At 72.5% G+C, this 19673-nt stretch carries 16 protein-coding genes; 10 read left to right on the forward strand and 6 right to left on the reverse strand.

The window, feature by feature from the left end; genetic code table 11:
* Window positions 1-176 precede the first annotated feature (176 nt).
* Genes egtA through egtD form a run of 4 tightly spaced genes read left to right on the forward strand, consistent with a single transcriptional unit; the run spans window position 177 to window position 4598 of the window.
* On the forward strand, window positions 177-1511 hold the full coding sequence (gene egtA / locus ACZ4IF_RS06480) for an ergothioneine biosynthesis glutamate--cysteine ligase EgtA (RefSeq protein ID WP_467560123.1): 1335 nt from the start codon (window positions 177-179) through the stop codon (window positions 1509-1511).
* Window positions 1508-2839, forward strand: a complete 1332-nt coding sequence (gene egtB / locus ACZ4IF_RS06485) for an ergothioneine biosynthesis protein EgtB (protein ID WP_467560125.1) — start codon at window positions 1508-1510, stop codon at window positions 2837-2839. The genes egtA and egtB overlap by 4 nt, the downstream gene beginning before the upstream one ends.
* Complete coding sequence (egtC, locus tag ACZ4IF_RS06490; protein ID WP_467560127.1) at window positions 2839-3630, forward strand: ergothioneine biosynthesis protein EgtC; 792 nt, start codon at window positions 2839-2841, stop codon at window positions 3628-3630. Before egtB ends, egtC begins: the two co-directional genes overlap by 1 nt.
* Window positions 3627-4598 carry an L-histidine N(alpha)-methyltransferase gene (gene egtD, locus ACZ4IF_RS06495; protein WP_467560129.1) on the forward strand — a complete coding sequence of 324 codons (972 nt, stop codon included), beginning with the start codon at window positions 3627-3629 and terminating at the stop codon, window positions 4596-4598. Before egtC ends, egtD begins: the two co-directional genes overlap by 4 nt.
* A gap of 155 nt (window positions 4599-4753) precedes the next feature.
* On the opposite strand, the gene ACZ4IF_RS06500 is transcribed toward egtD, so the two are convergent.
* On the reverse strand, window positions 4754-6016 hold the full coding sequence (locus ACZ4IF_RS06500) for an extracellular solute-binding protein (RefSeq protein WP_467560131.1): 1263 nt from the start codon (window positions 6014-6016) through the stop codon (window positions 4754-4756).
* Between the two features lie 289 nt (window positions 6017-6305).
* Between ACZ4IF_RS06500 and ACZ4IF_RS06505 the strand changes: the two genes are divergently transcribed.
* On the forward strand, window positions 6306-6521 hold the full coding sequence (locus ACZ4IF_RS06505) for a dodecin (protein ID WP_345656767.1): 216 nt from the start codon (window positions 6306-6308) through the stop codon (window positions 6519-6521).
* A 72-nt stretch (window positions 6522-6593) separates the two neighbouring features.
* Here the strand turns inward: ACZ4IF_RS06505 and ACZ4IF_RS06510 are convergent, their stop codons facing one another.
* Together ACZ4IF_RS06510 and ACZ4IF_RS06515 are read right to left on the reverse strand one after the other, a co-directional pair.
* Window positions 6594-7085: a phosphatase domain-containing protein gene (locus ACZ4IF_RS06510; protein WP_467560134.1), complete on the reverse strand. Its 492-nt coding sequence runs from the start codon at window positions 7083-7085 to the stop codon at window positions 6594-6596.
* Between the two features lie 103 nt (window positions 7086-7188).
* On the reverse strand, window positions 7189-7740 hold the full coding sequence (locus tag ACZ4IF_RS06515; RefSeq protein WP_467560136.1) for an RNA polymerase sigma factor: 552 nt from the start codon (window positions 7738-7740) through the stop codon (window positions 7189-7191).
* Window positions 7741-7786: 46 nt separating this feature from the next.
* Here ACZ4IF_RS06515 and ACZ4IF_RS06520 point away from each other — a divergent pair, with 46 nt between their 5' ends.
* The 3 genes from ACZ4IF_RS06520 (at window position 7787) to ACZ4IF_RS06530 (ending at window position 11516) form a co-directional block, all read left to right on the forward strand.
* Complete coding sequence (locus tag ACZ4IF_RS06520; protein ID WP_467560138.1) at window positions 7787-9172, forward strand: serine/threonine-protein kinase; 1386 nt, start codon at window positions 7787-7789, stop codon at window positions 9170-9172.
* A gap of 143 nt (window positions 9173-9315) precedes the next feature.
* Window positions 9316-10062: a DUF4232 domain-containing protein gene (locus tag ACZ4IF_RS06525; protein ID WP_467560140.1), complete on the forward strand. Its 747-nt coding sequence runs from the start codon at window positions 9316-9318 to the stop codon at window positions 10060-10062.
* Window positions 10063-10271: 209 nt separating this feature from the next.
* Window positions 10272-11516, forward strand: a complete 1245-nt coding sequence (locus ACZ4IF_RS06530) for a polysaccharide deacetylase family protein (protein WP_467560142.1) — start codon at window positions 10272-10274, stop codon at window positions 11514-11516.
* A gap of 75 nt (window positions 11517-11591) precedes the next feature.
* Here ACZ4IF_RS06530 and ACZ4IF_RS06535 read toward each other — a convergent pair whose 3' ends face one another.
* The 3 genes from ACZ4IF_RS06535 to ACZ4IF_RS06545 all read right to left on the reverse strand — a co-directional run bounded on the left by ACZ4IF_RS06535 (window position 11592) and on the right by ACZ4IF_RS06545 (window position 15864).
* Complete coding sequence (locus ACZ4IF_RS06535; protein WP_467560144.1) at window positions 11592-13487, reverse strand: ricin-type beta-trefoil lectin domain protein; 1896 nt, start codon at window positions 13485-13487, stop codon at window positions 11592-11594.
* 553 nt (window positions 13488-14040) lie between these two features.
* The gene (locus ACZ4IF_RS06540) at window positions 14041-15009 is read right to left on the reverse strand and encodes an aldo/keto reductase (protein WP_467560145.1); all 969 of its coding nucleotides are present in this window, start codon (window positions 15007-15009) and stop codon (window positions 14041-14043) included.
* An 81-nt stretch (window positions 15010-15090) separates the two neighbouring features.
* The gene (locus ACZ4IF_RS06545) at window positions 15091-15864 is read right to left on the reverse strand and encodes a nuclear transport factor 2 family protein (protein WP_467560147.1); all 774 of its coding nucleotides are present in this window, start codon (window positions 15862-15864) and stop codon (window positions 15091-15093) included.
* A 339-nt stretch (window positions 15865-16203) separates the two neighbouring features.
* Between ACZ4IF_RS06545 and ACZ4IF_RS06550 the strand changes: the two genes are divergently transcribed.
* On the forward strand, window positions 16204-17217 hold the full coding sequence (locus ACZ4IF_RS06550) for an LLM class flavin-dependent oxidoreductase (protein ID WP_467560149.1): 1014 nt from the start codon (window positions 16204-16206) through the stop codon (window positions 17215-17217).
* A 66-nt stretch (window positions 17218-17283) separates the two neighbouring features.
* Window positions 17284-19632: an ATP-binding cassette domain-containing protein gene (locus tag ACZ4IF_RS06555; protein WP_467560151.1), complete on the forward strand. Its 2349-nt coding sequence runs from the start codon at window positions 17284-17286 to the stop codon at window positions 19630-19632.
* The last annotated feature ends 41 nt before the right edge of the window (window positions 19633-19673 follow it).

Here is a 19673-nt window from a genome sequence, read left to right on the forward strand (position 1 = left end):
GTCATGCGGCGCAACAGAGTTTCGCGGCCCCGCAAACAGTGTTTGGCGGTCCCGAAAGCGGCGATCTGCACCCTTGTGCGAACCGCCGCGAGGGTCTTGGGTGGGACGGATGATTGCCGGTCCGGCCCACAAGATCCCGGGCCGGCGGCATGCTGGAATCTCAGGAGGATCCCTACATGTCCGATTCGGTGAGTGACTGTACGGAGTCCCACTCCGTCGTCACCGAGGCCGAGGTCGACGCTCTGGTCCGAGGCATCTGCTTCAAGACCGGGCCGCCCCGATACCTCGGTGTCGAAGTGGAATGGCTCGTCCACGAGCTGCGGCAGCCGCGGCTCCCCGTCCCCTCCGCACGACTCGAAGCGGCCTACGCCGCACTGCGGACCCTGCCCCTGCGTTCGGCGCTCACCGTCGAACCCGGCGGCCAGCTTGAGCTCAGTTCCGCTCCCGCCGCCTCCCTGATGGAGTGCATCGGGTCCGTCTCGGCCGACCTCGACGCCGTCCGCGCGACGCTGCGCGCGGCGGGTCTCGGCCTGATCGGCTACGGCCAGGACCCGTGGAACCCGCCGCGTCGCTTCCTCCATGAGCCCAGGTACGACGCCATGGAGCACTGTCTCGACCGCGCGGGGCCCGAGGGCCGGGCCATGATGTGCACCTCCGCGTCCGTCCAGGTGTGCCTGGACGCCGGGTACGAGGAGCCGGGCCCGCTCGGCCACGGGCGCCGCTGGTGGCTGGCTCACCAGCTGGGCGCGGTCCTCGTGGCCGCGTTCGCCCACTCCCCGATGGCCCGGGGGCGGCGCACCGGCTGGCTCTCCACCCGTCAGTCGCTGTGGACCGCCATGGACCCGGGGCGCACCGACGCGCCGCAACCGGGCGTCGAGCCGCGCGCCGCCTGGGCCCGGCACGTCCTGGACTCCCCGGTGATGTGCGTACGGGCGTCCAGCGGCCCCTGGGACGTGCCCGAGAACATGACGTTCCGTGACTGGACGCGGTCGGGCAGCCCGCCGCGCAAGGAGGATCTGGACTATCACCTGACGACCCTGTTCCCGCCGGTCCGGCCGCGCGGGCATCTGGAGCTGCGCATGATCGACGCGCAGCCGGGCGACGACGGCTGGATCGTGCCGCTCGCCGTGACGGCGGCGCTCTTCGACGATCCCGACGCGGCCGAGACCGCCTACCGGACGGTGAAGCCGCTCGCGGAGCGGGCCGGCCCCCTGGCCGCCCCGCGCAATCCGCTGTGGCGGGACGCCGCGCGGTTCGGTCTGGCCGATCCGGAGCTGCGGGAGGCCGCGACCGTCTGTTTCGCGGCGGCGGCCGAGGCGCTGCCCCGGCTCGGTGCCACGACGGCCGTCCTGGACGCCGTGGCGGAGTTCACCGAGCGCTATGTGGCCCGCGGTCGCTGCCCCGCCGACGATCTGCTCAGCAGCCTCCAGGGGCACTCGTCGGCCCGCACCCCCAATCCTTCGCACAGTCGTTCGTACGGTCAGTTCCACGGGAAGGACATCCGCACATGACCGCCCCCGAAACGCTCACGGACCCGGAGTCGCTCAGGGAGCGTGCGCGGGACGCGCTCACCACGGCCCGCGACCGCACCGCGCTCCTCACGTCCTGCGTGGAGGACCCCGAGCTGACCGCACAGCACTCGCCGTTGATGTCGCCCCTGGTGTGGGACCTCGCGCACATCGGCAACCAGGAGGAGCTGTGGCTGCTGCGCGCGGTCGCGGGACGCGACGCGATGCGTCCCGAGATCGACGGGCTGTACGACGCGTTCGAGCATCCGCGCGCCGAGCGCCCCTCGCTGCCGCTGCTGCCGCCCGCGGAGGCCCGCAAGTACGCGGCCGAGGTCCGCGGCAGGGCCTTGGACGTGCTGGAGGGCACCGCGTTCCACGGCACGCAGCTGACCCGGGCGGGGTTCGCCTTCGGGATGATCGCGCAGCACGAACAGCAGCACGACGAGACCATGCTGATCACCCATCAGCTGCGCCGGGGGCCGGCCGCGCTGACGGCGCCGGACCCCGCTCCCGTACCTCGGTTCACCGGACCCTCCGAAGTCCTCGTCCCCGGTGGCCCGTTCACGATGGGCACGTCCACCGAACCGTGGGCGCTGGACAACGAACGCCCCGCGCACCGGCGGACCGTGCCGTCGTTCTTCATCGACACCACGCCCGTCACCAACGCCGCCCACCTGGCCTTCATCGAGGACGGCGGGTACGGCGACGAGCGCTGGTGGACCCCCGAGGGGTGGGACCACGTCCGCGGTCACGGCATCGAGGCGCCGCTGTTCTGGCGCCGCGAAGGCGGGCAGTGGCTGCGGCGCCGGTTCGGCGTCACCGAGGTCGTGCCGCCCGACGAGCCGGTGCTGCACGTCTCCTGGTACGAGGCCGACGCGTACGCCCGCTGGGCGGGGCGGCGGCTGCCCACCGAGGAGGAGTGGGAGAAGGCGGCCCGGCACGACCCGGCGGCCGACCGCTCCCGGCGCTATCCGTGGGGCGACGCCGACCCGACGCCCGAGCACGCCAACCTCGGCCAGCGGCATCTGCGCCCGGCGCCGGCCGGCAGCTATCCTGCGGGTGAATCCCCGCTGGGCGTACGGCAGTTGATCGGCGATGTGTGGGAGTGGACGTCGAGCGACCTGTCGCCCTACCCCGGCTTCGCGGCCTTCCCGTACCCGGAGTACTCGGAGGTCTTCTTCGGGCCGGAGTACAAGGTGCTGCGCGGCGGCTCGTTCGCCGTGGACCCGGTGGCCTGCCGGGGCACGTTCCGCAACTGGGACTACCCGATCCGGCGGCAGATCTTCAGCGGGTTCCGCACCGCGCGCGACGCCGGACCCGGGAGTGCCTGATGTGCCGTCATCTGGCGTTCCTGGGGCCCGAGGAGTCGCTCGGCGCGCTCCTCGTGGAACCGGAGCACAGCCTGTTCCGGCAGGCGTGGGCACCCCGGCGGCAGCGGCACGGGACGGTCAACGCCGACGGGTTCGGCGTGGGCTGGTACGCCACCGGGGACCCGGTGCCCGCCCGTTACCGGCGCGCCGTGCCCATCTGGGGCGACCAGTCGTTCGCCGACCTGGCCCGTGTCGTCCGCACCTCCGCGCTGCTCGCCGCGGTGCGGGACGCGACCGTGGCGGGCGCCGACGGGGAGGCCGCGGCGGCGCCGTTCGCCGCGGGCCCCTGGCTGTTCAGCCACAACGGCGCGGTCGCCGGGTGGCCCGGCTCGCTCGCGCCGCTCGCCACGACCCTGCCCGCGCAGGAGGTGCTGTCGCTGGAGGCCCGTTGCGACTCCGCGCTCGTCTGGGCGCTGGTCCTGCACCGGCTGCGCGGCGGCGACGACGAGGGGCAGGCGCTGGCGGACACGGTCGTGGAGGTCGCCGAGGCGGCCCCCGGTTCCCGCCTCAACCTGGTGCTCACCAACGGCGAGACGATCGTGGCGACCGCCTGGGGCGACACCCTCTGGTACCTCTCCGGGCCCGGCCCCCGCACCGTCGTGGCCTCCGAGCCGTACGACGACGACCCGCACTGGCGGGAGGTCCCCGACCACACCCTGCTCACGGCGAGCCGCACCGAGGTGCTGCTCACCCCTCTCAAGGACATGAACGACGACATGGCACCCGCACAGCCGAAGGAGCCCCGTACGTGAGTCCGTTCCTTCTGACCCGCACCCTCCCCGAGGACGCCACGGACGCCGCGCTGCGCGCGGACGTCCTGCACGGCCTCACCGGAACACCCAAGACGCTGCCGCCCAAGTGGTTCTACGACGCCCACGGCAGCGAACTCTTCGACAAGATCACCGAACTCCCGGAGTACTACCCCACACGCGCGGAGCGGGAGATCCTGCTCGCCCGGGCGGGGGAGATCGCCCGGGCCGGCGGCGCGCGCACCCTCGTCGAGCTGGGCTCCGGCTCGTCCGAGAAGACGCGCCATCTCCTCGACGCGCTGCCCGGCCTGCACACCTACGTCCCCGTCGACGTCAGCGAGAGCGCGCTCACCCAGGCCGGTCAGGCGCTCGCCGCCGAGCGTCCCGGCCTCGGCGTGCACGCGCTGATCGCCGACTTCACCGGCTCCCTCACGCTGCCCGACACCCCCGGGCCGCGGCTCGTCGCGTTCCTCGGCGGCACGATCGGCAACCTGCTGCCCGCCGAACGCGCCGCCTTCCTGGCGTCCGTACGGGCGCTGCTGTCGCCCGGCGACGCGCTGCTGCTCGGTACCGACCTGGTCAAGGACGAGTCGGTCCTGGTCGCCGCGTACGACGACGCGGCCGGGGTGACGGCCGCGTTCAACAAGAACGTGCTGAGCGTCGTCAACCGTGAGCTGGAGGCGGACTTCGACCCCGACGCGTTCGACCATGTCGCCCTGTGGGACACCGAACAGGAGTGGATCGAGATGCGGCTGCGCTCGCGGGCCGCTCAGACGGTGAAGATCCCCGCCCTCGACCTCGCCGTGCACTTCGCGCGGGGCGAGGAGTTGCGCACCGAGGTCTCGGCGAAGTTCCGCGAGGACGGTGTGCGGGCCGAACTGGCCTCGGCCGGCTTCGCGTTGACCCATTGGTGGACGGACGTGGAGGGACGCTTCGCGCTGTCGCTGAGCGTCGCGGGCCAGGACCGCTGACAGGATCGCCGACAGGGCCGGGGCGGGCGCCGACAGGGGCCCGCCCCGGCACCGCGATGATCCGGCACCGCGATGGTCCGACCCCGGCGTGCTCCGGCACCGACCTGCTCCGGTTCCCACGGCACCCGCGGTCCCACGGCACCGGCCGCCCCGTGTCACTCGCCGTCGTCCGCCAGGGTCTTGGTGATGCGGGCGGAGGCGCGCCGGGCCTCCGTCGCCGGGTCGGCGCCGCTCAGCACCTTCGACATGTAGTCCTTGATCGGGTTGTCGGCCTCGACCGCGGCCCACCGGGGCGAGGTGGGGGTGGCGCGGCCGTGGGCGGCGCCGGCCGCCATCGCCGCGGCTCCTTCCTCGCCCGCGACGGCGTCGGCGAGGGTCGTCTTGTTGGGCACGTAGTTCATCGTGCGGGCCAGCTCGGTCTGCCACTTGGCGCCCGCGAGGGCGGCGACCACGGCCGTCGCGCCCTCCCGGTCGTCCGTGTTCTTGGGCACCACCAGGTCGGAGCCACCGGTGAAGACCGCGCCGGGAGCGGCGGCGGTCTTGCCGGGCACGGGGAAGAAGCCCAGTTTGCCCTTGAGCGCGGGATTGGTGCGCTCGATCGCCTGGACGAGTCCGGGGACCGCGACGATCTGCGCGACCCGGCCCTTGGCGAACACACCCGACTGCGGCGGGTGTTCCTCGTCGGCGTCCACGGGCCCGTCGCCGAGTGCCTGGAGCCGCCGGTAGAAGTCCATGCCCCGTACGGCGGCCGGCGTCTGGAGTGTGCCCTCCCAATTGCCGCTGGAGGTCTCCTTGGCGAGGTCGCCGCCCTCGTCCCAGATGAACCCGGACAAGGTGTACCAGTCCTGTCCTGCCAGGTATATGCCCTGGTTTCCGGCGGAGTTGAGGCGTTCGGTGTCGGCGAGCCACTGTTCGCGGCTCTTCGGCGGCTGTTTGATGCCGGCCCGTTCGAACAGGTCCTTGCGGTAGATGACGACGCGGTTGGCCGCGTACCAGGGGACGCCGAACTGGCGGGTGCCGAAGCGGCCGGGCTCGGCGAGGCCGGGCAGCCAGGCGTTCATGCCCCAGTCCCGCATGGACTCGAGGGTCAGGTCGCTCAGTCCGCCGCCGTCGACGTACTGCGCCACCTGGGTGTTGCCGACCTCGATCACATCGGGTGCGGACTCGTCCCGTTCCTTGAGCGCCGCCTGCACCTTCTCGCCGATGCCGGTCCACTCCTGGATGCGGATGTCGAGGCGCAGGGCGCCGTGAGTGCGCTCGAAGTCCTCGGTGAACCTCTTCAGGAAGTCCTTTGAGGCGCTGTCCTTCATCAGCCACACCGTGACCGTCCGCTGCCCCGATCCGCTGTCGGGCAGGGCTCCGCAGGCGGTGACCAGGAAGGCGGTGACGGATACGGCGGCGAGGAGGCGGAGTCTCACGAGGGGTCCTGTTCTGCCTTGCGGACAGGGGGAAGGGAGGCCCGACGTGGGGGACGAGCATGGCGCTCGCACGGGTGTTCTGGATTTTGGTATGGACCAATCGTTCCGTCAAGGGTCGACTACGGAAGGCTGCGTCCGGAGCCGGGCGCGGGCGGCCCTCACCGGGTTCCTCCGGACGCGGACGGGGAGCAGCTTTCCCCGCGGCACGCTCCGACATCTCGCGGACCGCCGCACCGTGGGGCACCGTGGAATGACGCGGGGCACACCCGCCACGGAGAGGAGCACCCGCATGTCCGAACACACGTACCGGGTCACCGAGATCGTCGGCACCTCCCACGAGGGGGTCGACCAGGCCATCCGCAACGGGATCACCCGTGCCTCGCAGACCCTGCACAACCTCGACTGGTTCGAGGTCACCCAGGTCAGGGGGCAGATCGAGAACGGGCGGATCGAGCACTACCAGGTCGGCCTGAAGGTCGGCTTCCGCCTGGACGAGAGCGACTGAGCGCCCTCATCCGACCCGCTTCCTTCGAGCGGACCCGCCCGGCCCCCCTCGGCCGGGTCCCCGACGGCTCGGTCAGGTCCGCCCTTCCCGCTCCTGTGCGTCCTTCAGCGCCGCCGACGTCGTCGCCCAGCGCGCCCGTACGACCCTGAAGCCCGCCCGCTCGGCGTCCGTGCAGACGAGTTCGTCGTCGTCGACGAGGACGCGGACCTCGCGGTCGCGGGCCAGTCGGCGCAGGATCTCCAGCTTGGTGCGGCGGGCGGGCCTGCGGTCGTCGTTGCGCCGCATCCAGATGCGCCCGGCGGGCAGGCCCTGCGCGGCCAGCCAGTCGACGGTGTCCCGGCGGCACCGCTCGGGGCGGCCGGTGAGGTAGACCACCTCGCACTCGCGTGCGCTCTCCAGCGCCAGCGCGATCCCTTCGGGCAGCGGCGGGTCCTGTGGCGCCGCCGCGAAGAACGCGTCCCAGTCGCGGGGCGTGCGCTCCAGGAACCGCTGCCGGTGCGCGCTGTCCGCGAGCGTGCCGTCCAGGTCGAACACGGCGAGTGGTCTGCTGTTCGTCTCCTTCACGGGCCCACCCTATGCAGGTCCCCCTGCCGCACCGCGCCCGCCCGCGGCCCGTCCCTCACCGACGCACCCGACGCCCGGGCCCGGCACGTGATTCGGGGATCCGTCAGGAGGCTTCCGCCAGCCATGGCCTGACCTGCTTGCGCGCCTCGTGCAACCGGGACTTGAGTGTGCCGAGGGGAATCCCGACGCGTTCGGCGACCTCGGCGTACTCCAGCTGGCAGATGTCCCGGTAGACCAACGGCGCCACGAGGTGGGGGTGTTCGCGCTCCAGACGCTCCAGCGCCTCCAGCAGGTCGACACGGGAGCCGGCGATCACGCTCGTGGTGCGCGGATCGACCTGCTGGGAGGCGTCGATCGCGACCGGCTGCTCGGCGGCCCGTCGCTTGAGTTCCCGGTACTTCTGCCGGGAGCAGTTCGCGACCACGGTGTAGAGCCAGGTGCCGAAGCGGCTGCGGCCCTCGAAGGTGGTGATCCTCCGCGCCACTTGGAGCAGGACGTCCTGCGCGGCCTCCTCGGCGTCCTCCCGGCAGGGCAGGAAGCGCCCGCAGCGCCGTACCACCTCGGGGCGGATCTGCTGGAGCAGTCCGTCCAGGGCCGCCTCGTCGCCGGCCGCCGCCCGCAGGGCCAGCTCCTCGGTCTGCGCCGCGTCCCGCACCGGGTGCTCCCCTCACTGTCGATCAGAGGCCAGGCATGATAGTCGCATGCACTCCCTGGAGCGGATCGGCCGTTACCGTCTGGACCGGCGTCTGGGTGCCGGCGGCTTCGGCGTCGTCTGGCTCGCCCACGACGACGTGCTGGAGGCGCCCGTCGCGGTGAAGGTGCTCTCCGAGAACTGGATCGACCACCTGGACATCCGGGAGCGCTTCCTCTCCGAGGCACGACTGCTGCGCCGGGCGGATTCCAGCCGGGTCGTGCAGGTCTACGACATCGGCGAACTCCCGGACGGCAGGCCGTACTTCGTCATGGAGTACGCCGACGGCGGCACCCTCGCCGACCGCGTCGGGACCGGTCCGCTGCCGGTCGCCGAAGCGCTACGGCTGACCGCGCTGGCCGCCCGGGGAGCCGCCGCGCTGCACGAGGCCGGGATCGTCCACCGTGACATCAAGCCGTCCAACGTGCTGCTGCGCGGCACGCCCGGCGGGGGCGACCGTGTCCTGCTCGCCGACCTCGGTCTGGCCAAGAGCCTGGCCCAGGCGTCCGGCCTCACCATGGCGGCGGGCTCCGCGGGATACACGCCTCCCGAGCAGGCCGAGCCCGGTTCCGGGATCGACGCGCGGGCCGACGTGTACAGCCTGGGCGCCCTCGGCCACCACCTCGTCACCGGCTCGGTGCCGGGCCCGCCCGGCAAGGTCGTACGGCCCGACCGTCTGCGCGCGGATCTCCCCGCGGACGTGGGGCGGACGCTGATGCGGGCCATGGAACCCGACCGTGAGCGGCGCTGGCCGACCGCCGCCGGATTCGCGGCGGAACTCGAACGGCTGGCCGCGGACGGTCCGGGCGGGACCCCGGCCGCACCGCGGCGCGGCAGGCGCGGCCTGGTCGCCGCGCTGGGCGTCGCCGTCCTCGCGGGCGCCGTCACCGTCGCCGCCACGCTCGCGACGCGGGAACCCTCGGCGGGGACCGTCCGGGTCGAGGACGGCACGGGACGGGTCACCGCGCAGGTTCCGGACGCCTGGGGCCGTCAGATACGGGACTCCGGCTGGAATCCGCGCGTCCTGGGGCTCAGGGACGGGCGGGAGCCCGGACTCGCCGTCGCGGACGACCTCGCCCGGTGGCAGGACCTCCGGTCGGACGTCAGCGGCGCCTTCATCGGACTCAGCGAGCGGGGCGACGTCGCCGCCGAGGTGCGGGCACTGGCGCACACCGGATGCCACTACGAGGGCAGCCGCGCCTACCGCGGCGCCCGCTGGCACGGTCTGATCCGAACCTGGGACGACTGTCCTGGCAGCGGCGGCTCCGTCGTCGAGGCGGGGCTGAGCCCGGCGGGCGGTGCGGCGCAGCCCCAGGTCTATGTACAGATCCGTCAGAAGCACGCGGGCAGGGACACGGCCGACCGGGTCATCGGGTCCGTACGCGTCGGCACCTGAACGGTCGCGCCCGGCCCGGCGCATTTTCCCGGCCGATCCCGCGAACTTTTCCGTGTGCGGGTGCATCGGACAGGGGTGACGGGGCACAACGCGCCGTGCGTGCGCGTGAGGAACGCGTGCGGTGATTCCCAAGGAGTGGTGACATGGCGACCTTCCGGCGCGCAGCGGCGGACACGGACCCGGTCGACGCGGTTCCCGCGCACCGCACTTCGGCCCACGCCCGGCGGGCGGCGGTGCTCGCGGGCATCGCGGTGCTCGGCCTGCTCACGGGCTGCGGCACGGACGGCTCACCGAAGAGCGCGCCGCAGACGCTCTCCGGCACCGCCGAGCCCGCCTCGGGCGACAGGACCGCGGACAGCGGATCGAGCGGCACGGCCACCCCCGGCGGGGACGACGCCTCGGCCGGGTCCGCCACCGCGTCCGGTACGAGGTCGGGGGCGGCCCCCACGTCCTCGGGCAAGTCCTCGGGCGGCGGCCGCTGCCACACCTCCGAACTGCGGGCGTCCGTGGGGAACAACGATCCGGGCGCGGGACAGGAGAACTTCCCCGTCGTCCTGACCAACAGGTCCGGGCGCACCTGCACCGTGCGCGGCTTCCCGGGGGCCGCGTTCGTCGACGCGTCGGGCAAGCAGCTCGGCCCGGACCCCAAGCGCTCGTCGGAATCGCCGACGACGCTCACGCTGAAGCCGGGGCAGAGCGCGTGGGCGGGACTGACCTTCTCCAATCCCGAGATCAGCGGGGCGAGGACGGCGACGCCCGCCGCGCTCCTCGTCACTCCCCCCGACGAGAAGGACCCGCTCAAGGTGACGTGGACGCAGGGCGAGGTGCCGGTCTCCGGCAACGCCTCGACGGTGTCCCTGACGGTCGTCCGGGCGGGCACCGGCACCTGAACCCAGCGGCCCCGATTCCCCCTGCCCCGCCACCTGCCCCGCAGGTCGGCGGGGTTTGTCACGGAACGGCTACGTGTCCTGGATCACGCGACCCTTTCCGGATGCCCGCGCATCCCACCGATTGACGCATCCGCACGGAACGGGGCGTCACAGGTACGGGGGCTCCGGCCGCAGAGCGGGAGCCGTGGCGAGAAACCCGGGGGACGATCATGAGCGGTATCTCACGCAGGCGGCTGCTGACCGCGGCGGCATCGGCGGGCGCCCTGGGCGCGCTCTCCGCCTGCTCGGCGAACGACTGGTCGGTGGGCAGTGCCGGCGAGGGCGACGGCAAGGGGTCGCGGAGCGAGCCGCCCAAGCCGATCGGTGACGGTTCGACCGCCGACACGGGGGCCCAGCCCAAGCAGCCGACGGCGCGGCGGCTGAAGCCGGGTGAGCGCCCGCCGCAGTTCGTCGTCTTCTCCTGGGACGGCGCGGGCGAGCTCAGCAACAAGCTGTTCTCCCGGTTCCGCAAGGTCGCCGCCGACCACGGGGCGTCCATGACGTTCTTCCTCAGCGGCATCTACACGCTGCCCGAGTCGAAGAAGCGTCTGTACCGCCCGCCGCAGCACCCGGTCGGTGCCTCCGCGATCGGTTACCTCTCCGACCGTCACATCCACGCCACGCTTCAGCAGATACGCGCCGCCTGGCTGGAGGGGCACGAGATCGGCACCCACTTCAACGGGCACTTCTGCGGGGCGGACGGGGTGCGTCTGTGGTCGCCCGCCGAGTGGCGCAGCGAGATCGAGCAGGCGATCGGGTTCGTCACGCGCTGGAAGACGAACACCGGCTTCACCGATCTCGAACCGCTGCCCTTCGACTACCGCAAGGAACTGATCGGCGGGCGGGCGCCGTGCCTGGAGGGACAGGCCAACCTGCTGCCGACCGTCGCCGACCTGGGGTGGAAGTACGACGCCAGCTCACCCGGCGGGCTGCAGATCTGGCCCGGGAAGGTGCAGGGCGGCCGGGTCTGGGACCTCCCGCTCCAGTCCATCCCGTTCCCCGGTCACTCCTTCCAGGTCCTGTCCATGGACTACAACCTGATGGCCAACCAGTCGAACGCGAACCCGCTCGGCGACCGTTCCCGGTTCGACGCGTGGCGTGCGCAGGCCCGTGACAGCTATCTCGCCGGCTTCCGCCGCGCCTACGAGGGCAACCGGGCGCCCCTCTTCATCGGCAACCACTTCGAACGCTGGAACGGCGGCATCTACATGGACGCCGTCGAGCAGGCCATCGCCCGGATCGCCGAACACGACGAGGTCAGGATGGTGTCCTTCCGCCAGCTCGTGGAGTGGCTGGAGGTGCAGGACCCGGCGGTCCTGCGCAAGCTGCGCACCCTCAGTCCCGGGCAGTCCCCGCTCGGCGGCTGGGCGGAGTTCCTGGGCACGGCGTCCGGTTCGGGCACGCCGTCGTCCTGACGGTTCAGGTCCGCCGGCAGGATGACGGCTCGGTGGTTTCCCGCACGGCGGCGGGGCGGGCGGGGTGTGCCGGACTCACCGGCGGCCTCCCCGTCCTCCCTCGCGTCCGGAGCCGTATCCGTAGTCCCCGTAGCCGTATCCGGGGTCGCGGCCGGAGCCGTACTGCCCGTCCTCGGGGCAGTAGGCGTACGGGGAGGTGCAGTACTCGTACGGCGGGGCGGAGGTCCCCGTAGCCGGCTGCGCGGTCGACGGGGTGGTGGACGAGCCGTGGGCGGCGGGCGGTGCGGGTTCCGTCGTCTCCGCGGACGGTGCGGGGGTGGTGTCCGCTCCGCCGTCGGCGGAGCCCCAGTTGACCACCTCCATCTGGAGCGTCGGCGAAGAGGTGTCGAGCTCCCAGCGCTGAACGGCCCCGTCGTCGCGGACTTTGAGGAGCAGGGCCGCGCCGTCGTCGGCGGAGGCGGGCGCGAGGGCCAGATCCTGGTTCCAGCGCGGCACCAACGCGCCCTGGAGGGTGAAGTCGTAGCGCCGGTCCTTCGCGCCGGGGCCCGACACGCCCGGGCAGGCGGTCAGCCGGACCGAGTAGCCGAGGTGGGAGTCGAGGCACAGGCCGGGGTCGGCCGCGTCGCTCAGCAGTCCGTCGGCTTCGTACGTCCACCGGCGGGCGGACTTCGAGGTGCACGAGGTGAGCCGGACCTCCACCCCCTTGGCGGGCTTGTCGCCCACGATGCCGACGCACAGTCCGGTCGCGACGTTGCGCAGCAGTCCCCGTGCGGTCTCGCCCGGCCGGGCTCCGGTCCCGATCCACGAGGGTTTCGCACCGGGCGACCGGCTCGAACCGGGCGCGTCCGAGCGGCCGGTGCCGTCGGCCGTGCCGTTCTCGCCGCCGGAGCTCGTGCCGGCCGCCCAGACGACCAGCGGGACCAGGATCAGGGTGCTCACGGTGAGGACGGCGAGGGCCACGTCGCGGCGGCGCGGTGCCTGGCGGGGGGCCTTGTGCGTGCCGGCCCCCTGTCCCCGGCGGGCCCGGTGCGCGGGCATACGCGGGTCGCCGGCCCCGCGGCCGCGCGCGGCGGTACGCGGGCGGAGTCCCGGCGGGAGCGGGACCTCGCGCACGGCGGGCGCGTCCGCGGGCGTCCCGGTCCAGGCAAGCACCCCCGTGCCGACGGGAGTTCCGGTGAGGTCGGGTGCCGTGGCGGCGGCCTCGTCGGCGGTATGGACGCCGTCGGCCGCGGGGATCGCGGAGGCGCGTCCGGGACGGGAGGCGACGTAGTCGCGCGCGGCCCAGCCGAGCACGGCCTCGGCGAGCGGGAGTCCCAGCGGGTGGTTGAACTGGTCCAACTGGTCGGCGGTGTGGCGGCAGTGACCGCACCGTGCCATGTGATCGCGCAGATCGGGGTCGAGTCCGGCGCCGCGGCGGCGCAGGGAGACGTCGAGCATCCGGTTGTAGCGCCGGCACTCCTGCTCGGGGGCCAGCTCGCGGTGGATCTCCAGACAGCCGGCGCGCAGGCGTTCCCGTGCGCGCTCCAGCTCCGGCGGGACGTCCTCGGCTTCGTATCCCAGCAGGGCCGCGGGCGTCTCCGGTCGCTCGGCCTCGACCTCGATGTGCCACAGCAGGCAGCGGGCGGGCTCGGGCAGCCGCTGGAACGCCCGGGACAGCAGGCGTCTGCCCTCCGGCGGGAGGAGCCGTGCCGCAGCCCGGTCCTCGCGGTCCGAGCCGGTGAGCAGGTTCGGGTGGAGCATGTCGCGCCGCTGGTCGGTGAGCCACTCGGCGGCCATGCGCCGGACGGTGACGAGGAGTTGGGGCCGCCAGGCGGCGCCGGGTCCCGACTGGTCCAGGGATTCGCCGAACAGACGGGTGAATGCGGCCGTGGTGAGCATTCCGGCGGACCGTACGCCGTGAGTGCACAGGCGTGCGTAGGAGTACACCGCTTCCCAGTGGCGGTCCAGCAGTTCGCCGACGGGATAGTGCACGGGTGCGTTCCCTTGGCTCTTCTTCAGATCGGCCGCGAGCCGTTCATCCGATACCTCGAACGACCGTGCCGGAGCCGGGGAATGAGGCAGCCTGGCTTCATTCACGTCCGCTTTCCTCCCAAAGGCAACACGGAAATTAGTCCATACCAATGGGTATGTAGACAGCCCGACGAGACGGACGGCCTACCCATGGGGGGCTGTGCCGCGCACGACCACCTCGGACCGCACCCGTGAAGCAATCCGGCCGCACTCGTGAAGCAAGGGGACGAACGACCGGACCGTACGGGTACAGAAGGCAGCACAATATTGTCTGCACGCCGACAACGCACACCTTTGCACAGGCTCCCGAGACGGAACAAGCGGTCCGGCGATTTCCTTTACCCCTGGTACCCCGAGATATTGACAGAATGTCAGTGGGCGCCGGGAAAACAGAATTCGGAAACCCTGCCACCACCGAACCGCACGCGAGCCCGACTCATTGAGGCATCCCATTGGGAGCGCTCCCAATAGGATGCCGAGTCCACTCAATTCCGGGAACCGGGGATTCCGCCGCTCAGTGGCCGCTGATCGCCCTGGGCGTGTAGGCCCGCTCCAGTTCCTCGATCTCCTTGTCCGTGAGTCGCACCTCGACGGCGGCGACCGCGTCCTCGACGTGCAGCGGTTCGGTGGCACCGACGACGGGCGCGGTCACGGTGCCACGGTGCAGCAGCCAGGCAAGGGCGATGCGCGCACGTGAGGTCTCCCGCCCGGCGGCGATCCGGGCGACGGCGTCGACGATCTCGCGGTCGCCGTCCAGGTAGAGGTTCCGGCCGAAATCGTCCGTGCGGCTGCGTGCCGTGGCGGTGTCCCAGTCCCGGGTGAGCCGTCCACGGGCCAGCGGGCTCCAGGGCAGCACGCCGACGCCCTGGTCCTCGCACAGCGGCAGCATCTCGCGCTCCTCCTCGCGGTACAGCAGGTTGTAGTGGTTCTGCATGGAGACGAACCGCGTCCATCCGTTCAGCCGCGCCGTGTACTGCGCCTTGGAGAACTGCCAGGCATACATCGAACTCGCCCCGATGTAGCGGGCCTTGCCCGCCTTGACCACGTCGTGCAGTGCCTCCATCGTCTCCTCTACCGGGGTCGCCGGGTCGAAACGGTGGATCTGGTAGAGGTCCACGTAGTCGGTGCCGAGGCGGCGCAGACTGTTGTCGATCTCCGTCATGACCGCCTTGCGGGACAGGCCGCGGGCGTTGGGCCCGTCGTGCATCCCGCCGTTCACCTTGGTGGCGATGACGATCTCGTCGCGGCGTGCGAGGTCGCCGAGCACTCGGCCGACGATCTCCTCGCTGGTGCCGTCCGAGTACACGTTCGCCGTGTCGAAGAAGTTGATCCCGGCCTCCAGCGCCTGGCGGATCAGCGGGCGGGAGGCCTCCTCGTCCAGGGTCCACTCGTGGACGCCGCGGTCGGGAAGACCGAAACTCATGCAGCCCAGGCAGATCCGGGACACGTCCAGGCCCGTCGAACCGAGCTTCACGTACTGCATGCTCACTCCTGCTCTCGCGCACCGTGGGATGGCGGCACTGCGGCCACCTGTTCCTTTGCCCGCCACAGGCCCGGTGAAGCCCTACTCGACGGGCGCCTCCACGTCGTCGTACACGTGCACGGCCGAGATCAGGCCACCCTCGCCGCGCGTGCAGACGACGAGGCCCGCCTGCGGCGGAAGGTCGGCGTCGCCCCAGCGGTCGCAGACGTACTCGACGGCACTGCGGGTGCCGTCGTCCGTGATGGTGCACAGCTTCAGCGGGATGCCGCCGCCCGCGGCGAAGAAGCCCTTGAACAGGTCGTTGAGCGCGGCGGTGCCGACGTACCGGTGGGTGTCGCCGGACGGTTCGCGGAAGTAGCCGTCGGGCGCGAAGGCCGCCACCACGGCGGCGACGTCGCCCTCCGCGAGGGCCGCCCGATAGACGTCCACGACGTCGGAGGCGTGCGCGTCCGGGGCGTGCCGCACCAGCGGGGGCCGTACGACGTGACGGCCGAGCAGCGGCCACCGGGAGTGGTAGATCCGCACCGGCATTTTGGAGGCGGGCTCCACGGCGACGGCGACGGGGAGCCCGACGCGTCCGCCGTCCGGTCCGTCGAGACGCACCACCCATTCACCCACGGCGCGCCGTCCGGTCACCGTGACGGCCGCCGGCTCCACGACGGCGGCGTGCTCCCTCCGCCACTTCTCCTGCTCGGCCAGCCAGGCGGCCAGGACACCCACGCCGCAGATGCGCCCGGCGCCGGGGTCGTCGAGCGCCACCGGCACGGTGGCCGTGTCCGGGTCGCGCAGGGCACCGGCGAGGTCGGCCGCTCCGAGCCGCTCGACGAGATCCGTGATCTGAGGAATCCAGACCATGAGTACTCCCGTGGGAATGCGAGACGTTCGTCTTCGCATCGTGTGCCTGTACGCGGCCGGGCGCGACCGCAGCGGCCCGGCTCCGGGCGCGGGCGGGTGACGTCGCCGGACGTCCGCGGTGCGGGGACGGCGAAGGAGCCCTGCGTCCATATTCGGACGTACGTTCGATCCAGCCCGTCTCCCGCGCATGGGGCGACGGGCGCGGTCGCTGTCCGAGTCGCAGTCCCGAGCACAGGTACCGCCGGTACCGGCACGGACCACCGGCGCAGGCAGGAGCACCCGCACCCGCACCCGCACCCGCACCGGGAATCCTGAGGGCCCGCATGCGTTGAACCCCCTGTGAGCTCTGTGATCGCGGAAACCCGTTTCTCCGTACTCGACCGCTCGCGCACCCGGGAGGGGCACGAGCCGGCCGAGGCACTGCGTGACACCGTGCGCCTGGCGCAGGACCTGGAGGCCCTCGGCTACCACCGCATCTGGGTCTCGGAGCACCACGGGGTGCCGGGGGTCGCCGGATCCGCGCCCACCGTCCTGGCCGCCGCCGTCGCCGCGGCCACGCGCACGATACGGGTGGGCACCGGCGGAGTGATGCTGCCGAACCACCGGCCGCTCGTCGTGGCCGAGCAGTTCGGCGTCCTCGCGTCCCTGTTCCCCGGGCGGATCGACATGGGGCTCGGCCGCTCCGTCGGCTTCACGGACGGTGTGCGCAAGGCGCTCGGACGGGACAAGGACGCGGCCGCGAGCGACGACTTCGCGGCGCAGCTCGACGAACTCCTCGGCTGGTTCCGCGGCACCTCCCCGACCGGTGTGCACGCGCGCCCGCCGGAGGGGCTGACCGTGCCGCCCTTCGTGCTCGCCATGGGCGAGGGCGCCGGCATCGCGGCGCGGGCGGGCCTGCCCATGGTCATCGGGGACCTCAGGAACCGGGACAAGATGCTGCGCGGCGTCGACCACTACCGCGCGGCGTTCCGGCCGTCCGTCTGGGCACAGGAGCCGTACGTCGTCGTCTCCGGCACCGTGGCGGTCGCCGCGACCCCCGAGCGGGCGCACCGCCTGCTGCTCCCCGAGGCATGGTCGATGGCCTACTCCCGCACGCACGGCACCTTCCCGCCGCTGCCTCCCGCCGAGCGGGTGGAGACCCTCACGATGAACGACAGGGAGCGCGCCTTCTACGAGTCCGGACTCACCGGACACATCGCCGGCACCGAGGAGCAGGTCGCGGACGAACTGGCGACACTGATCAAGGAGACCGATGCCCAGGAGGTACTGGTCACGACGAGCACGTACGACCGGGACGCCCTGCTCGACTCCTATCGCGGGCTGGCCCTGGTCGCGGGACTGACCCCGGCCTAGAATCGTGGGGTTTGCCCCGAGTCGCGCCGCCGTGCCGGCCCCAAGGCCCCCACAGGAGTTTCCCCGATGCCCAGCCCCCACGGTCCCCACGACCCGTACGTCCGCGTCCGGGGCGCCCGCGAGCACAATCTGCGGGGCGTGGACGTCGACGTGCCGAGGGACGTGCTCGCCGTCTTCACGGGCGTGTCCGGTTCCGGGAAGTCGTCGCTGGCCTTCGGGACCATCTACGCGGAGGCACAGCGCCGCTACTTCGAGTCGGTCGCACCGTACGCGCGGCGGCTGATCCATCAGGTCGGCGCGCCGAAGGTCGGGGAGATCACGGGGCTGCCGCCCGCGGTGTCCCTCCAGCAGCGCCGCTCGACACCCACGTCGCGTTCGTCCGTGGGCACGGTCACCAATCTCTCCAACTCGCTGCGCATGCTGTTCTCCCGCGCCGGCGACTATCCGCCGGGCGCGGAGCGGCTCGACTCGGACGCGTTCTCGCCGAACACGGCGGCCGGGGCCTGCCCGGAGTGCCACGGGCTCGGACGAGTGCACCGGACGACCGAGGAGTTGCTGGTCCCCGATCCGTCGCTGTCGATCCGCGAGGGCGCGATCGCCGCGTGGCCGGGCGCCTGGCAGGGCAAGAACCTGCGGGACATCCTCGACACGCTCGGCCACGACGTGGACCGGCCCTGGCGGGAGCTGCCCGCCGGGGAGCGGGAGTGGATCCTGTTCACCGACGAGCAGCCGGTCGTGACCGTGCACCCGGTGCGGGACGCGGAGCGGATCCAACGCCCCTACCAGGGCACGTACATGAGTGCCCGGCGCTATGTCATGAAGACCTTCTCCGACACGAAGAGCCCGACGCTCAGGGCCAAGGCTGAGCGGTTCCTGACCAGTGCTCCGTGTCCGGTGTGCGGCGGCAGCCGGCTGCGGGCCGAGGCTCTGGCGGTGACGTTCGCGGGGCACACCATCGCCGAGCTGGCCGCGCTGCCGCTGACCGAGCTGGGGCGGGCGCTGCACGGCAGCGGAGAGGCGGCGCGGGTCCTCACCGACGACCTCAGGTCGCGTGTCGCGCCGGTCGTGGAGCTCGGCCTCGGCTATCTCAGCCTCGACCGGCCGGCCCCCACGCTGTCGGCGGGAGAGCTCCAACGGCTGCGTCTGGCCACGCAGTTGCGCTCGGGCCTCTTCGGAGTCGTGTACGTCCTCGACGAGCCGTCCGCCGGGCTGCACCCCGCGGACACGGAGGCTCTGCTCACGGTCCTGGACCGGCTGAAGGGCGCGGGCAACTCGGTGTTCGTGGTGGAGCACCACCTCGACGTCGTCCGCGGCGCGGACTGGCTCGTCGACGTCGGTCCGCGCGCCGGTGAACACGGCGGGCAGGTGCTGCACAGCGGCCCGGTCGCGGACCTGGAGGGCGTGCCGGAGTCGGCGACCGCCCGCTTCCTCTTCGACCGGTCCCCCGCGCCGGTACGCGAGATCCGCCCGGCCCGGGGTCAGTTGAAGGTGGGGCCGGTCACCCGGCACAACCTGCGCGGGGTCACCGCGGAGTTCCCTCTCGGCGTGTTCACCGCGGTCACCGGGGTGTCCGGGTCCGGCAAGTCCACGCTGATCGGCGAGGTGACGGAGGAACTCGACGGGGTCGGGCGTCTGGTCACGGTCGACCAGAAGCCCATCGGCCGCACCCCGCGCTCGAACCTCGCGACGTACACGGGGCTGTTCGACGTCGTGCGCAAGGTCTTCGCCGGGACGGACGGGGCCCGCCGTCGCGGCTACGGCGTCGGCAGGTTCTCCTTCAACGTCGCCGGGGGCCGCTGCGAGACCTGCCAGGGCGAGGGCTTCGTCAGCGTCGAGCTGCTGTTCCTGCCCAGCACCTACTCGCCGTGCCCGGACTGCGGTGGGGCGCGCTACAACCCCGAGACCCTCGAAGTGACCTACCGGGAAAGGAACATCGCCCAGATCCTGGACCTGACGGTGGAGGCGGCGGCCGGCTTCTTCGCGGACACCCCGGCCGTCGCCCGCAGTCTGGCCACACTGCTGGACGTGGGACTCGGCTATCTCCGCCTCGGCCAGCCGGCGACCGAGCTGTCCGGCGGCGAGGCCCAGCGCATCAAGCTGGCCGGCGAACTCCAACGGGTGCGGCGCGGACACACCTTCTACCTGCTCGACGAGCCGACCACCGGCCTCCACCCGGCCGACGTCGAGGTGCTGATGCGCCAGCTGCACGGTCTGGTCGACGCGGGCCACACCGTCGTGGTCGTCGAGCACGACATGGCGGTCGTCGCGGGCGCCGACTGGGTGATCGACCTCGGGCCCGGCGGCGGCGACGCGGGCGGCCGCATCGTCGCGGCGGGACCACCGGCGGAGGTGGCACGTTCCGCGGGCAGCCGCACCGCCCCCTATCTGGCTCGGCAGTTGGCCGGCCGCGCTTGATCCGGCCGTGGACGGCGAGCACGGCCAGACCCGGGAACACC

It is taken from the genome of Streptomyces sp. NPDC025784 (assembly GCF_055558435.1).

Bases quoted from the DNA above. Each gene is read 5' to 3' on its own strand.
- egtA (WP_467560123.1), top strand. From the start codon at position 177: ATGTCCGATTCGGTGAGTGACTGTACGGAGTCCCACTCCGTCGTCACC.
- egtB (WP_467560125.1), top strand. From the start codon at position 1,508: ATGACCGCCCCCGAAACGCTCACGGACCCGGAGTCGCTCAGGGAGCGT.
- egtC (WP_467560127.1), top strand. From the start codon at position 2,839: ATGTGCCGTCATCTGGCGTTCCTGGGGCCCGAGGAGTCGCTCGGCGCG.
- ACZ4IF_RS06505 (WP_345656767.1), top strand. From the start codon at position 6,306: ATGTCCGAACACACGTACCGGGTCACCGAGATCGTCGGCACCTCCCAC.
- ACZ4IF_RS06520 (WP_467560138.1), top strand. From the start codon at position 7,787: ATGCACTCCCTGGAGCGGATCGGCCGTTACCGTCTGGACCGGCGTCTG.
- ACZ4IF_RS06525 (WP_467560140.1), top strand. From the start codon at position 9,316: ATGGCGACCTTCCGGCGCGCAGCGGCGGACACGGACCCGGTCGACGCG.
- ACZ4IF_RS06530 (WP_467560142.1), top strand. From the start codon at position 10,272: ATGAGCGGTATCTCACGCAGGCGGCTGCTGACCGCGGCGGCATCGGCG.
- ACZ4IF_RS06540 (WP_467560145.1), bottom strand. From the start codon at position 15,009: ATGCAGTACGTGAAGCTCGGTTCGACGGGCCTGGACGTGTCCCGGATC.
- ACZ4IF_RS06545 (WP_467560147.1), bottom strand. From the start codon at position 15,864: ATGGTCTGGATTCCTCAGATCACGGATCTCGTCGAGCGGCTCGGAGCG.
- ACZ4IF_RS06555 (WP_467560151.1), top strand. From the start codon at position 17,284: ATGCCCAGCCCCCACGGTCCCCACGACCCGTACGTCCGCGTCCGGGGC.